General features: G+C 60.4%; 14 protein-coding genes. 11 read left to right on the forward strand and 3 right to left on the reverse strand.

Translation table 11 applies throughout. From position 1 onward, the window contains the following. Nucleotides 1–83 precede the first annotated feature (83 nt). Nucleotides 84–551: a VUT family protein gene (locus tag AAEZ09_RS22585; RefSeq protein WP_045057738.1), complete on the forward strand. Its 468-nt coding sequence runs from the start codon at nt 84–86 to the stop codon at nt 549–551. Nucleotides 552–651: 100 nt separating this feature from the next. Next, the gene (gene purT / locus AAEZ09_RS22590; protein ID WP_350600821.1) at nt 652–1,833 is read left to right on the forward strand and encodes a formate-dependent phosphoribosylglycinamide formyltransferase; all 1,182 of its coding nucleotides are present in this window, start codon (nt 652–654) and stop codon (nt 1,831–1,833) included. Nucleotides 1,834–1,948: 115 nt separating this feature from the next. Here the strand turns inward: purT and AAEZ09_RS22595 are convergent, their stop codons facing one another. The 3 genes from AAEZ09_RS22595 to AAEZ09_RS22605 form a co-directional block, all read right to left on the reverse strand. Further along, nucleotides 1,949–3,265, reverse strand: a complete 1,317-nt coding sequence (locus tag AAEZ09_RS22595; RefSeq protein WP_122837638.1) for an MFS transporter — start codon at nt 3,263–3,265, stop codon at nt 1,949–1,951. A 211-nt stretch (nt 3,266–3,476) separates the two neighbouring features. Then, on the reverse strand, nt 3,477–4,721 hold the full coding sequence (locus AAEZ09_RS22600; RefSeq protein ID WP_350600822.1) for an HlyC/CorC family transporter: 1,245 nt from the start codon (nt 4,719–4,721) through the stop codon (nt 3,477–3,479). 12 nt (nt 4,722–4,733) lie between these two features. Further along, nucleotides 4,734–5,546, reverse strand: a complete 813-nt coding sequence (locus AAEZ09_RS22605) for a cytochrome C assembly family protein (protein ID WP_045059143.1) — start codon at nt 5,544–5,546, stop codon at nt 4,734–4,736. A gap of 195 nt (nt 5,547–5,741) precedes the next feature. On the opposite strand from AAEZ09_RS22605, the gene ffh reads away from it, so the two are divergent. The 9 genes from ffh (at nt 5,742) to thrC (ending at nt 14,306) form a co-directional block, all read left to right on the forward strand. Beyond that, nucleotides 5,742–7,118 (forward strand): signal recognition particle protein, encoded by a 1,377-nt coding sequence (gene ffh, locus AAEZ09_RS22610; protein ID WP_007897558.1) that lies wholly within the window; start codon nt 5,742–5,744, stop codon nt 7,116–7,118. Nucleotides 7,119–7,367: 249 nt separating this feature from the next. Further along, nucleotides 7,368–7,619 carry a 30S ribosomal protein S16 gene (gene rpsP / locus AAEZ09_RS22615; RefSeq protein ID WP_045059142.1) on the forward strand — a complete coding sequence of 84 codons (252 nt, stop codon included), beginning with the start codon at nt 7,368–7,370 and terminating at the stop codon, nt 7,617–7,619. A gap of 5 nt (nt 7,620–7,624) precedes the next feature. Next, nucleotides 7,625–8,161 carry a ribosome maturation factor RimM gene (rimM, locus tag AAEZ09_RS22620; RefSeq protein ID WP_350600824.1) on the forward strand — a complete coding sequence of 179 codons (537 nt, stop codon included), beginning with the start codon at nt 7,625–7,627 and terminating at the stop codon, nt 8,159–8,161. Next, a complete protein-coding gene (gene trmD / locus AAEZ09_RS22625) occupies nt 8,143–8,916 on the forward strand; it encodes a tRNA (guanosine(37)-N1)-methyltransferase TrmD (protein ID WP_154503229.1) in 774 nt (257 codons plus the stop codon). Before rimM ends, trmD begins: the two co-directional genes overlap by 19 nt. Nucleotides 8,917–8,961: 45 nt before the next feature. Then, nucleotides 8,962–9,312: a 50S ribosomal protein L19 gene (gene rplS, locus AAEZ09_RS22630; RefSeq protein ID WP_003175895.1), complete on the forward strand. Its 351-nt coding sequence runs from the start codon at nt 8,962–8,964 to the stop codon at nt 9,310–9,312. 196 nt (nt 9,313–9,508) lie between these two features. Beyond that, a complete protein-coding gene (gene xerD, locus AAEZ09_RS22635) occupies nt 9,509–10,405 on the forward strand; it encodes a site-specific tyrosine recombinase XerD (RefSeq protein WP_045059141.1) in 897 nt (298 codons plus the stop codon). Nucleotides 10,406–10,660: 255 nt separating this feature from the next. Further along, on the forward strand, nt 10,661–11,392 hold the full coding sequence (gene dsbC, locus AAEZ09_RS22640) for a bifunctional protein-disulfide isomerase/oxidoreductase DsbC (protein WP_205893963.1): 732 nt from the start codon (nt 10,661–10,663) through the stop codon (nt 11,390–11,392). A 133-nt stretch (nt 11,393–11,525) separates the two neighbouring features. Continuing rightward, nucleotides 11,526–12,830 carry a homoserine dehydrogenase gene (locus tag AAEZ09_RS22645; RefSeq protein WP_045059147.1) on the forward strand — a complete coding sequence of 435 codons (1,305 nt, stop codon included), beginning with the start codon at nt 11,526–11,528 and terminating at the stop codon, nt 12,828–12,830. Nucleotides 12,831–12,896: 66 nt separating this feature from the next. Beyond that, on the forward strand, nt 12,897–14,306 hold the full coding sequence (thrC, locus tag AAEZ09_RS22650) for a threonine synthase (protein ID WP_045059139.1): 1,410 nt from the start codon (nt 12,897–12,899) through the stop codon (nt 14,304–14,306). Nucleotides 14,307–14,511 lie beyond the last annotated feature (205 nt).

Below are 14,511 nucleotides of genomic sequence, written 5' to 3' on the forward strand. Positions count from 1 at the left end.
GGCGCTGCGGGGTACCTGATTTTACGCGTAATCGTTAACGTCCTTCGCGAGCAAGCTCGCTCCTACAGGTGTCTTTTCGTCCCATGCTTTTTTTGATCGCCTACATCAGCAGCGTCGTGCTGATCAATTACGCCTTTTCCACCGCCCCGCACCTGGACATCATCTGGTCGGCCTGGGGTGGCCTGGTATTCGTGCTGCGCGACATGGTGCAAACGCGCTTTGGGCACGGCGCAATCATCGCCATGCTGGCCGCGCTGGTGTTGTCCTATGTCACCTCCGATCCATCCATCGCTCTCGCCAGTGCCACGGCGTTCGCGGTCTCCGAGTGCATTGACTGGCTGGTGTTCAGCATCACCAGGCGCCCGCTGCACGATCGCCTGTGGATAAGTTCGGCGCTGAGCATCCCCCTTGATACGTTCATCTTCTTTGGCATGATCGACGCGTTCACCCCAGCCGTGATCCTCACCGCCATGGCCTCGAAGTTCGCGGGCGTGACGGCCGTCTGGTTGATCATGGCCTGGCGCCTGCGCAAACAGGCTGTCGCCAGCTGAAGCCAAAACCGCAGGTTCATGTAAAATGCCGCGCTTTCTCCCCATGGGAAGCGCGCCAGGCGCTGCCTCCCTCGATGATCCGCTTCTTTGAGGACTTGAGATGACCCGTATCGGAACTCCATTGTCGCCGACCGCGACCCGCGTATTGCTGTGTGGCTGTGGCGAGTTGGGCAAGGAAGTGGTGATCGAGCTGCAACGCCTGGGCGTTGAAGTGATCGCCGTGGACCGTTATGCCAACGCACCGGCCATGCAAGTGGCGCATCGCAGCCACGTGATCAATATGCTCGACGGTGCCGCCCTGCGTGCGGTCATCGAAGCAGAAAAACCGCACTTCATCGTGCCGGAAATCGAAGCCATCGCGACCGCCACCCTGGTCGAACTGGAAGCCGAAGGTTTCACCGTGATCCCTACCGCGCGTGCCGCGCAGCTGACCATGAACCGCGAAGGCATTCGCCGCCTGGCAGCTGAAGAGCTGGACCTGCCCACTTCGCCGTACCACTTCGCCGACACTTTCGAGGATTACAGCAAGGCGGTCGAAGACCTCGGCTTCCCGTGTGTGGTCAAGCCAGTGATGAGCTCGTCAGGCAAGGGCCAAAGCCTGCTGCGCAGCGTCGATGACGTGAAGACCGCGTGGGACTACGCGCAAGAAGGCGGCCGTGCCGGCAAGGGGCGAGTGATCGTCGAGGGCTTCATCGATTTCGACTACGAAATCACCTTGCTCACCGTGCGCCACATCGGCGGCACCACGTTCTGTGCTCCGGTGGGGCATCGCCAGGAGAAGGGCGATTACCAGGAGTCCTGGCAGCCACAGGTCATGAGCCCGATCGCGTTGGCGGAGTCCGAGCGTGTCGCCAAAGCCGTGACCGAAGCCTTGGGTGGCCGCGGCCTGTTTGGCGTCGAGTTGTTCATCAAGGGCGACCAGGTGTGGTTCAGCGAAGTGTCGCCGCGTCCACACGACACGGGCCTTGTGACTCTGATTTCCCAGGACCTGTCGCAGTTCGCGCTGCACGCCCGGGCCATTCTTGGCCTGCCGATCCCGTTGATCCGTCAGTTCGGGCCTTCGGCTTCGGCGGTGATCCTGGTGGAAGGGCAGTCGACCCAGACGGCGTTCGCCAATCTTGGCGCTGCGCTGAGCGAGCCGGATACGGCGTTGCGGTTGTTCGGCAAGCCTGAGGTCAACGGCCAGCGCCGCATGGGCGTGGCGCTGGCGCGGGATGAGTCGATTGAAGCGGCTCGGGCGAAGGCTACCCGTGCTTCCCAGGCCGTCGTAGTAGAGCTCTAAACCGAGGCGCGGCATTCGCGGGCAAGCCCGCTCCTACATGGGATTGGGGTCGTACACACAATTTGTGGACAACCCGAAATCCTGTGGGAGCGAGCTTGCTCGCGATGGCGGTCTATCAGGCCACCCGATTCAAATCGTTATCCCGCGTTTCCTTCAAGCACAGCACCGCAATCAGGCTTAACACCGCCGCCCCCGACACATACCCCCCGACATAACTCAGCCCGCCCATCGCCACCAGCTTCTGCGCGAAGAACGGCGCCGCCGAGGCTCCGACGATGCCGCCCAGGTTGTAGGCCGCCGACGCGCCGGTGTAGCGCACATGGGTCGGAAACAGCTCGGGCAACAGCGCCCCCATCGGCGCAAAAGTCACGCCCATCAGAAACAGCTCGATGCACAGGAACAGCGCAACGCCCCAGGTCGAACCCTGGGTCAGCAGCGGTTCCATCAGAAACCCCGACAAAATCGCCAGCACGCCGCCGACAATCAACACCGGTTTACGCCCGTAGCGGTCGCTGGCCAAGGCAGAGAGCGGCGTCGCGGCTGCCATGAACAGTACGGCGAAGCACAGCAGGGCAAGGAAGGTTTCGCGGGTGTAGCCCAGTGTCGATACGCCATAGCTCAGCGAAAACACGGTCGAGATGTAGAACAGCGCGTAGCAGACCACCATCGAACCGGCACCCAGCAACATCGGCGCCCAGTACTGGCTGAACAGCTCCACCAGGGGGATTTTCACCCGTTCCTGGCGCGCCATGGCATTGGCAAACACCGGGGTTTCGTGGAGTTTGAGGCGTACATACAGGCCCACCATGACCAGTGCCGCACTCAGCAGGAAGGGAATCCGCCAGCCCCACGAGCGGAACTGCTCGTCGCTCAGGGTCATCGCCAGGGTCAGGAACAGGCCGTTGGCAGCGAGGAAACCGATCGAAGGCCCCAGTTGGGGAAACATGCCGAACCAGGCTCGTTTGCCTTTGGGCGCATTTTCCGTCGCCAGCAGTGCTGCGCCGCCCCATTCGCCGCCAAGCCCCAGGCCCTGGCCGAAGCGCAGGACGCAGAGCAGGATGGGCGCCCAGGCGCCGATGCTGGCGTAGCCCGGGAGTACGCCGATCAGCGTGGTGCACACGCCCATCAGCAATAGCGAGGCCACCAGGGTCGATTTGCGCCCGATGCGGTCGCCGAAATGGCCGAACAGCGCCGAACCCAGGGGCCTCGCCAGGAAGGCGATGCCGAAGGTCAGGAAGGCCGACAGCATTTGCGCAGTGCCGGAGGTCTGGGGGAAAAATACCGGACCGATCACCAGCGCCGCAGCGGTGGCATAGACATAGAAGTCGTAGAACTCGATGGCGGTGCCGATAAAGCTCGCCGTGGCCACCCGGGTGGCGGAGTTGGTGGGTTGTGCTGGCGTGGTTTCGCTGTAAGTCGTGCTGGTTGTCATGCGTTTATCCCTGACAGTCATGTGCCCCAGTGGAGCGAATTATTATGGTTGAACACCCAGGGATGTGGGTTTAACGCGGAGTGCGGGTAGCACTGGGGTGGGGCGGCGCTTGGGTAAGCGGCTCGATTATAGGAAGGTGGCTAACGATTCAACAAGAGGCAAAAAGATCGTCCGATCGCGGCCCGAGCCTTCGGACGATCTTTTTGGTTATCTAGCGCACGGCCACGACCGCAGGCACCGAGCTGGTGTGCCAGACCAGCACCTGGGTCACGCGGTTATCCTCGGTCTCGAGAATCTCCAGCCGATAACGGCCGATCTTCAGGCATACCGAGCTCTCCGGAATGGTCTCCAGGGCTTCGGTTACCAAGCCGTTGAGCGTCTTCGGCCCGTCGCTGGGCAGGTGCCAGCCCAGGCTCTTGTTCAGCTCACGAATCGACGCGGCGCCTTCGATCATCAGTCGGCCATCAGGCTGTGGATGAACGTGGGGGTTGTCCAGGCTGTGCTGGCTTTCAAACTCGCCAACGATTTCTTCGAGGATGTCTTCCAGGGTGACGATGCCGAGCACTTCGCCGTATTCGTCCACCACCATGCCCAAGCGTCGCTGTTGCTTGTGGAAGTTCAGCAGTTGCAGCTGCAGCGGCGTGCTCTCCGGCACGAAATAGGGCTCGTGACAGGCCGCCAGCAGCGCTTCGATCGTCAGGCTGGCATCGGCCAGCAGATGGCGGATCTGCCGGGTATTGAGCACCGCTTCAACCTGGTTGATATCGCTGTGGAACACCGGCAGGCGTGTGCGCCGGTTGTTGCGCAGCTGCTCGATGATCTCCTGGAGATCGTCGTCGAGGTTGATCCCGTCGACATCGCTGCGTGGCACCAGGATGTCGTTGACCGTGATGTTATCCAGCGCATGGATGCCCGCCAGCACGTGCGGGCGGCAGGACGGGTGTTCCTGGTCTTCGTGCCGATCCGTGGTGGACTCGTCTTCGCTCTGCTGCACCACTTTGACTTTGCGGGCGAATGGGCGCATCAGCAATTGGCTGAGGCCATTGAGCAGCCAGGCGAATGGGTAGACGATTTTCAATGGCACGCCGAGCAAGGTGTTGCCCAGGCTCAGGACGGCATCTGGATAACGCACGGCGAGGGTCCGCGGCAGGTATTCGGCGAACACCAGCAGGATCGCGCCCGCGCCGAGGCACGCTGCCCAAGGGCCATTCTCGGCCCAGGTGAAGATCGCCAGCAGGGTGCTGATCACCATCACCAGCGCGCGGCACAGGGTATTACAAAGGATCAGGCTGTTGAGTGCGAAGCTCAGCCTGGCCACGGGCTTGTCGCTCGAGCGCGAAGCGGTGCGCTGGGCCAGCAGGTGTTGCTGCGCGACTTCAATGGCGGTGAACAGCCCCGACCACAAAATCAGCAGGGCGATCACTGCGAGCATCGGCCCTATGGGCAAGTCGTCCATTATTGCCGCCCGTCAGATGTGCAGAATGTATTCACGAACCAGCTTGCTGCCGAAGTAGGCCAGCATCAGCAGGCAGAAGCCGGCCAGGGTCCAGCGGATGGCCTTGTGTCCGCGCCAGCCGAGGCGATTGCGGCCCCACAGCAGCACGCTGAACACGATCCAGGCCAGGCAGGCCAGCAGGGTCTTGTGCACCAGGTGCTGGGCAAACAGGTTCTCGACGAACAGCCAGCCGGAAATCAGCGACAGCGACAGCAGCGTCCAGCCGGCCCAGAGGAAGCCGAACAGCAGGCTTTCCATGGTTTGCAGTGGCGGGAAGTTCTTGATCAGGCCGGAGGGGTGCTTGTGCTTGAGCTGATGGTCCTGGACCAGCAGCAGCAACGCCTGGAACACCGCGATGGTGAACATTCCGTACGCCAGGATCGACAACAGGATATGCGCCAGGATACCCGGCGCTTCGTCGATGATCTGCACGGTGCCGGCGGGGGCGAATTGCGCGAGCAGCACCGTGGCGGCGCCCAGCGGGAACAGCAGGATCAGCAGGTTCTCCACCGGGATGCGCGAGCAGGCCAGCAGGGTCAGGGCAATGACCGCTGCAGCAATCAGGCTGGCGGCGCTGAAGAAATCCAGGCCCAGGCCGATCGGCGTCAACAGGTGGGTCAGCAGGCTGGCGCTGTGGGCCAGTACGGCCAGTACGCCGAGCGTGACCAGCAGGCGTTTGTTCGCCTTGGCGCCGGACGCCAGGCGAGTGCCCTGATATATGGTCGCAGCGGCATAGAGGCAGGCGGCGGCGAGGGTAGTTAGCAAGCTGGGTGACAAGGGGAGCATAAATCCTGTTAGGCAAGCCCGAAAGGCGCTGAGTTTGGCATAGAACCCTCATCACACGAAAGTGCGAGGTGTCCGCCAGACGCAGTCTTCGCTATAATCCGCGACCTGCCCACGCCGCAGGCTCGCCGAGCACATGTTTATTCCGGTCTGGGCCGCCATTATCCCGGTCTACACAGGGCCTGAAAGGATCGCGCAATGTTTGAAAACTTAACCGACCGTCTCTCGCAGACGCTGCGCCATGTTACCGGCAAGGCCAAGCTGACCGAAGACAACATCAAGGACACCCTGCGTGAAGTGCGTATGGCGCTGCTCGAGGCCGACGTGGCCTTGCCGGTGGTCAAGGACTTCGTCAATTCGGTCAAGGAACGTGCCGTCGGCACCGAGGTGTCACGCAGCCTGACCCCGGGCCAGGCGTTCGTGAAGATCGTCCAGGCCGAACTCGAAAGCCTGATGGGCGCGGCCAACGAAGACTTGAACCTGAGCGCCGTGCCGCCTGCTGTTGTGTTGATGGCCGGTTTGCAGGGTGCGGGTAAAACCACTACCGCCGGTAAACTTGCGCGCTTTCTTAAAGAGCGCAAGAAGAAGTCGGTGATGGTCGTGTCTGCGGACGTTTACCGTCCGGCAGCGATCAAGCAGCTGGAAATGCTTGCCGGCGAAGTGGGCGTGACCTTCTTCCCGTCCGACCTGAGCCAGAAGCCGGTCGAGATCGCGCAAGCCGCTATTAAAGAAGCAAAGCTCAAGTTCATTGATGTGGTCATCGTCGATACCGCCGGTCGCCTGCACATCGACGAAGAGATGATGGGCGAGATCAAGGCGCTGCACGCCGCGATCAACCCGGTTGAAACCCTGTTCGTGGTCGATGCCATGACCGGCCAGGACGCCGCCAATACGGCCAAGGCCTTCGGCGACGCATTGCCGCTGACCGGCGTTATCCTGACCAAGGTTGACGGCGACGCCCGTGGCGGTGCCGCACTGTCGGTCCGCGCCATCACCGGCAAGCCGATCAAGTTCATCGGTATGGGCGAGAAGAGCGAAGCGCTCGAGCCGTTCCACCCCGAGCGTATTGCTTCACGCATCCTTGGCATGGGCGACGTGCTCAGCCTGATCGAGCAGGCCGAACAGACCCTCGACAAGGACAAGGCCGACAAGCTGGCCAAGAAGCTGAAGAAGGGCAAGGGCTTCGATCTCGAAGACTTCCGCGATCAGCTGCAACAGATGAAGAACATGGGCGGCCTCGGCGGCCTCATGGACAAGCTGCCGAACATCGGCGGTGTGAACCTGGCGCAGATGGGCAATGCCCAGGGCGCGGCAGAGAAGCAATTCAAGCAGATGGAAGCCATCATCAATTCCATGACCCCGGCCGAGCGCCGCGACCCTGAGCTGATCAGCGGTTCGCGCAAGCGCCGGATCGCCATGGGTTCCGGCACCCAGGTGCAGGACATCGGTCGCTTGATCAAGCAGCACAAGCAGATGCAGAAGATGATGAAGAAATTCTCCGCCAAGGGCGGAATGGCCAAAATGATGCGCGGCATGGGCGGTATGTTGCCCGGCGGCGGCATGCCCAAGATGTAAAGAATCTGCGCAAGGGCTTGCCCTTGCGCTGCCCACAGCGATGTGGGATCAACAGCAAACCCGCACTTGGCGGGAGCTGACTGGCCGTTTTAAACGACGGCTCTATAGCAAATCTGCATGGCGTCCGATAGGCCGCCGGAAAAAGACATTTGCAAAAGTCCGGATATTCCTTAGAATATGCGGCCTTTCGGGCACCTATGCCCGCTGTGCCTTTAGATTTGCAGCACCGACTACAGGAACGATGTTCACATGCTAACAATCCGTCTTGCCCTTGGCGGCTCCAAAAAGCGCCCGTTTTACCACTTGACCGTAACCGACAGCCGCAACCCGCGCGACGGTTCGCACAAGGAACAGGTTGGTTTCTTCAACCCTGTTGCTCGTGGTCAAGAAGTCCGTCTGTCCGTGAACCAAGAGCGCGTAGCCTACTGGCTGAGCGTTGGTGCACAGCCTTCTGAGCGTGTTGCTCAGTTGCTGAAGGACTCGGCTAAGGCTGCGGCCTGAGCAATATGAACGCGACGCCTGCTGTTGCTGATGATTTGATCGTTATCGGCAAGATCTACTCTGTTCATGGCGTTCGCGGCGAAGTGAAGGTGTATTCCTTTACTGATCCGACTGAAAACCTGTTGCAGTACAAAACCTGGACGCTCAAGCGCGAAGGCAATATGAAACAGGTTGAGCTGGTCAGTGGACGCGGGAACGACAAGTTCCTGGTCGCAAAGCTCAAAGGTCTTGATGACCGTGAAGAAGCTCGTCTTCTGGCCGGTTATGAGATCTGTGTGCCGCGCAACCTGTTCCCTGAATTGACCGACGGCGAGTACTACTGGTACCAGCTCGAAGGTCTGAAGGTTATTGATCAACTGGGGCAATTGCTCGGGAAGATCGATCATCTTCTGGAAACCGGCGCCAATGATGTAATGGTGGTCAAGCCTTGCGCTGGCAGCCTGGACGATCGCGAACGCCTGTTGCCCTATACGGAGCAATGCGTGTTGGCCGTTGACCTTGCCGCAGGCGAGATGAAGGTGGAATGGGATGCGGACTTCTAAGCGTGGCTAACTTGCGCGTAGAAGTGATCAGTTTGTTTCCCGAGATGTTCTCCGCCATCAGCGAGTACGGCATCACCAGTCGTGCGGTGAAACAGGGGCTCTTGCAGCTCACCTGTTGGAATCCGCGAGACTACACGACGGATCGACATCACACTGTGGACGATCGCCCATTTGGCGGTGGCCCGGGCATGGTGATGAAGATCAAGCCCCTGGAAGATGCTCTGGTTCAGGCCAAGGCAGCAGCCGGGGAGGCGGCGAAGGTGATTTACCTGTCCCCCCAAGGCCGTCAACTGACACAGTCGGCGGTACGCGAGTTGGCGAATTTGGATGCATTGATCCTGATTGCCGGCCGCTATGAAGGCATTGACGAGCGTTTTATAGAGGCTCATGTCGATGAAGAGTGGTCGATTGGCGACTATGTACTGTCTGGCGGCGAGCTGCCGGCGATGGTCCTGATCGATGCGGTTACACGACTGCTGCCTGGAGCTTTAGGGCATGCGGACTCCGCCGAGGAAGATTCCTTTACGGATGGTTTGCTGGATTGCCCGCACTACACCCGACCTGAGGTGTATGCGGATCAGCGTGTTCCCGACGTGTTGCTAAGTGGCAATCACGCGCATATCCGGCGTTGGCGTTTACAGCAGTCCCTTGGTAGGACCTTTGAACGACGCGCCGATCTTCTGGAAAGCCGCTCGCTTTCTGGAGAAGAGAAGAAGCTGCTCGAGGAATACATCCGCGAGCGGGACGATAGTTAACAACGTATCGATGGTAAGTCCGTTGATTTACCTTAGGAGCACAGCATGACTAACAAAATCATCCTTGCACTCGAAGCAGAGCAGATGACCAAAGAGATCCCTACCTTTGCCCCGGGCGACACCATTGTCGTTCAGGTGAAAGTGAAGGAAGGCGACCGTTCGCGTCTGCAAGCGTTCGAAGGTGTTGTAATCGCCAAGCGTAACCGCGGCGTAAACAGTGCTTTCACCGTTCGTAAAATCTCCAACGGTGTTGGCGTAGAGCGTACTTTCCAGACCTACAGCCCGCAAATCGACAGCATGGCCGTTAAACGTCGCGGTGACGTACGTAAAGCCAAGCTGTACTACCTGCGTGACCTGTCCGGTAAAGCAGCTCGCATCAAGGAAAAACTGGCTTAAGTCCAGCTTCCGATGCAAAAAAAGCAGCCTGCGGGCTGCTTTTTTGTTGCCTGCGATTTACTGGTGGGAATGTAAGATGCGGCCATCCGACTTGCACGCGAATCGATCGACCAGGCAGCGCGTTGACATCAGGTTCTATAAACCCCCAGCAGTCTATGAAAGACTTGCCGACAGTTCTCCAGTCACCTGAGCCTTTATGCCCGCCATCGAACATCCATTGATAGACCAATTCCTCGACGCGTTGTGGCTGGAGAAAGGCCTGTCGGACAACACGCGCGATGCGTATCGCAGCGACCTGGCCTTGTTCAACGGCTGGCTGCAGGAGAAGGGCCTGGAGTTGATCAACGCCGGCCGCGAGTTGATCCTCGATCACCTGGCCTGGCGCCTGGAGCAGAACTACAAGCCACGGTCCACGGCGCGGTTCCTCTCGGGAGTGCGTGGCTTTTATCGCTATTTGCTGCGGGAAAAGTTGATCGCTGTCGACCCGACCTTGCGTATCGACATGCCGCAACTCGGCAGGCCATTGCCCAAATCCTTGTCAGAGGCCGATGTCGAGGCGCTGTTGAAAGCGCCGGACCTGAGCGAGGCCATCGGCCAGCGCGACCGCGCCATGCTCGAGGTGCTGTATGCCTGTGGCTTGCGGGTAACGGAGCTGATCAGCCTGACCCTGGAGCAGGTCAACCTGCGCCAGGGCGTGCTGCGGGTGATGGGCAAGGGCAGCAAGGAGCGGCTGGTGCCGATGGGGGAGGAGGCGATTGTCTGGATCGAGCGTTACATGCGCGACGCTCGAAGCGAGTTGCTCGGCGGGCGTCCCAGTGATGTGCTGTTTCCCAGCCTGCGCGGTGAGCAGATGACCCGCCAGACGTTCTGGCATCGCATCAAGCACCAGGCGAAGGTGGCCGGTATCGGCAAGTCGCTGTCGCCGCACACCCTGCGCCACGCGTTTGCTACGCACCTGCTCAACCACGGTGCTGACCTGCGGGTGGTGCAGATGTTGCTCGGTCACAGCGACCTGTCGACCACCCAGATCTACACCCACGTCGCCCGTGCCCGCCTGCAGGACCTGCACGCCAAACACCATCCCAGAGGTTGACGCAAATCCTGTAGGAGCGAGCTTGCTCGCGATGGTCTCAATAGCACCGCGTTGAACCAGAGAGCGTGCGTTATCGTTAACGACCATCGCGAGCAAGCTCGCTCCTACAGGGCCCGGCAATGTCTTGCGTCAGGCGCATTCGGCCCCACGAGCCTTATGTGGTAGGCTTTGCCGGTTTGCACGGTGGGCGGTTGTGACCCGGTGCCTTGGCACGGGCGTTCTGATCGTCCCATTTGTCCGCCTTCAGGAGTTCTCATGCGTCTGACCCAGATTTTCGCCGCCGCAGCCATTGCGTTGGTCAGCACCTTCGCCGTCGCCGATGACGCGGCCGATAAAGCCATTCGTAAAAGCCTGGAGAACCTCCAGCTTGAGGTTCCGGTAGAAAGCATCTCCGCCAGCCCCCTGGCAGGCCTGTACGAAGTCAGGTTGCAGGGCAGCCGGGTGCTCTATGCCAGCGCCGATGGCCAGTACGTGGTTCAGGGCTACCTGTTCCAGCTCAAGGACGGCAAGCCGGTCAACCTGACCGAAAAAACCGAGCGCCTGGGCGTCTCCAAGCTGGTCAATGCCATTCCGGTCGCTGAAACCGTGGTCTACCCGGCCATCGGCGAAACCAAGTCGCACATCACCGTATTTACCGACACCACCTGCCCGTACTGCCACAAGCTGCACGCCGAAGTGCCTGAGCTGAACAAGCGTGGCATCGAAGTGCGTTATGTCGCGTTCCCGCGCCAGGGCCTGGGCTCGCCGGGCGACGAACAGCTGCAGGCGGTCTGGTGCTCCAAGGACAAGAAAGCGGCCATGGACAAGATGGTCGATGGTAAGGAAATCAAGGCCGCCAAGTGCGAGAACCCGGTTTCCAAGCAGTTCGCGCTCGGTCAGTCGATCGGCGTGAACGGTACACCGGCTATCGTTTTGGCTGATGGCCAGGTCATTCCGGGCTACCAGCCTGCGCCACAAGTCGCCAAACTGGCGCTGGGCGCGAAGTAAATTCGCATCGTCACGGTCAGCCTTTGACGATCATGGTCCGGCGGCAGTTGCGTCGGGCCATTAATAGAGAACCGCGAGCATGCGGTTGTTTTCACGGCCGACCTTGCGTCGGCCGTTTTATGGGGAGTTCACAGTGAAACCGGTCAAAGTAGGCATCTGTGGGTTAGGAACCGTCGGTGGCGGTACCTTCAACGTACTTCAGCGCAACGCCGAGGAAATTGCTCGTCGTGCCGGGCGTGGGATCGAAGTGGCACAAATTGCCATGCGCACGCCAAAGCCTCAGTTCCAAACGACCGGTATTGCGATTACCAACGATGTCTTCGAAGTGGCCACGAACCCTGAGATCGACATCGTCATAGAGCTGATGGGCGGCTACACCGTTGCCCGCGAGCTGGTACTCAAGGCCATCGAGAATGGCAAGCATGTGGTCACCGCGAACAAGGCACTGATTGCCGTTCACGGTAACGAAATCTTCGCCAAGGCACGCGAGAAAGGCGTGATCGTGGCGTTCGAAGCAGCAGTGGCCGGTGGCATCCCGGTGATCAAGGCCATCCGTGAAGGCCTCTCGGCCAACCGCATCAATTGGGTCGCCGGTATCATCAATGGCACTGGCAACTTCATCCTCACGGAAATGCGCGAGAAGGGTCGCACCTTCGAAGACGTGCTCGCCGAGGCGCAGGCACTGGGTTACGCCGAAGCCGATCCGACTTTCGACGTCGAAGGCATCGATGCAGCCCACAAGCTGACGATCCTGGCCTCCATCGCGTTCGGCATTCCGCTGCAATTCGACAAGGCCTACACCGAAGGCATCACCAAGCTGACCACCGCTGACGTGAACTACGCCGAAGCGCTGGGCTATCGCATCAAGCACCTGGGTGTCGCCCGTAGCACTGCAGCGGGTATCGAGTTGCGCGTGCACCCGACGCTGATTCCGGCCGATCGCCTGATCGCCAACGTCAATGGTGTGATGAACGCTGTGATGGTCAACGGTGATGCCGCCGGTTCGACCCTGTTCTATGGCGCTGGTGCCGGCATGGAGCCGACTGCATCGTCGGTGATCGCCGACCTGGTGGACGTGGTTCGCGCCATGACCTCCGACCCGGAGAATCGTGTGCCGCACCTGGCCTTCCAGCCGGACTCGCTGTCGGCCCACCCGATCCTGCCGATCGAAGCTTGCGAAAGTGCCTACTACCTGCGGATTCAAGCCAAGGACCACCCGGGCGTACTGGCCCAGGTGGCGAGCATCCTGTCGGAGCGCGGCATCAACATCGAATCGATCATGCAAAAAGAAGTCGAAGAGCATGACGGCCTGGTGCCGATGATCCTGCTGACTCACCGTGTGCTGGAACAGCACATGAATGATGCTATCGCTGCCCTGGAAGCCTTGGCGGGCGTGGTCAGTCCGGTTGTAAGGATCCGCGTCGAGCACCTGAACTAAGCCGTTATCGTTCACCGGGCTCGCGTGCGGGCCCGGGTTTGCGAACACTGTCTATTGGAGCCAGTCATGCGTTATATCAGTACCCGCGGCCAGGCACCGGCCCTGAATTTCGAAGATGTCCTGCTGGCCGGTCTCGCCACCGACGGCGGTCTGTACGTCCCGGAAAACCTGCCACGTTTCACCCAGGAAGAAATCGCTTCCTGGGCCGGCCTGCCGTATCACGAACTGGCTTTCCGGGTGATGCGCCCGTTCGTGACCGGCAGCATTCCCGATGCGGATTTCAAGAAGATCCTGGAAGAAACCTACGGCGTGTTTTCGCACAGCGCCGTGGCGCCGCTGCGTCAGTTGAACGGCAACGAGTGGGTTCTGGAACTGTTCCACGGCCCGACCCTGGCGTTCAAGGACTTCGCCCTGCAGCTGCTCGGGCGTCTGCTCGACTACGTGCTGGAAAAACGCGGTGAGCGCGTGGTGATCGTCGGTGCAACTTCCGGCGACACCGGCTCGGCCGCCATCGAAGGCTGCAAGCACTGCGAAAACGTCGACATCTTCATCCTGCACCCGCACAACCGCGTGTCCGAAGTGCAGCGTCGGCAGATGACCACCATCTTCGGCGAGAACATCCACAACATCGCCATCGAAGGCAACTTCGACGACTGCCAGGAAATGGTCAAGGCCAGCTTCGCTGACCAGAGCTTCCTCAAAGGCACTCGCCTGGTGGCCGTGAACTCGATCAACTGGGCGCGGATCATGGCCCAGATCGTTTACTACTTCCACGCGTCCCTGCAGTTGGGCGGGCCGGCCCGTTCGGTATCGTTCTCGGTGCCTACCGGTAACTTCGGCGACATCTTCGCCGGCTACCTGGCGCGCAACATGGGCCTGCCGATCAACCAGTTGATCGTCGCCACCAACCGCAACGACATCCTCCACCGCTTCATGAGCGGCAACCAGTACGTCAAGGAAACCCTCCACGCCACGCTGTCGCCGTCGATGGACATCATGGTGTCGTCGAACTTCGAACGCCTGCTGTTCGACTTGCACGGTCGTAACGGTGCGGCGATTGCCGGGCTGATGGACAGCTTCAAGCAAGGTGGCGGTTTCAGCGTCGAAGAAGAACGCTGGAGCGAAGCGCGCAAGCTGTTCGACTCCCTGGCCGTGGACGACGCACAAACGTGCGAAACCATTGCCGAAGTCTACGAACAGACTGGCGAGTTGCTCGACCCGCACACCGCGATCGGCGTCAAGGCCGCCCGCGAGTGCCGTCGCAGCCTGGACATCCCGATGGTGATCCTGGGCACTGCGCACCCGGTCAAGTTCCCGGATGCGGTGCTGAAGGCCGGCGTCGGCAAGGCCCTGGAACTGCCGGTGCACCTGACCGACCTGTTCGAGCGCGATGAGCGCTGCACCGTGCTGCCTAATGACCTGAAAGCCGTCCAGGCGTTCGTCAGCCAGCATGGCAATCGCGGTAAACCGCTGTAAGGGTCAAAGCCTCGAACTGAAAAGCCCGTCTTCTGACGGGCTTTTTTGTTCATGCACTGCGCCGCTGTTTTTTTCCTGTCATCTTCGTCATGCATGCTTCAACTAGCAGAGGCGTGGACGTCCCTGCGGATACCATTCAGAACTTTCTTCTGAGGCCGATGGTCATTTACAGTAGACCTGCCCCAGGCACTTTGTTTTCGGACTA

Origin of the sequence: Pseudomonas sp. 65/3-MNA-CIBAN-0223 (genome assembly GCF_040310425.1) — a bacterium.
Taxonomy (GTDB): domain Bacteria; phylum Pseudomonadota; class Gammaproteobacteria; order Pseudomonadales; family Pseudomonadaceae; genus Aquipseudomonas; species Aquipseudomonas gregormendelii.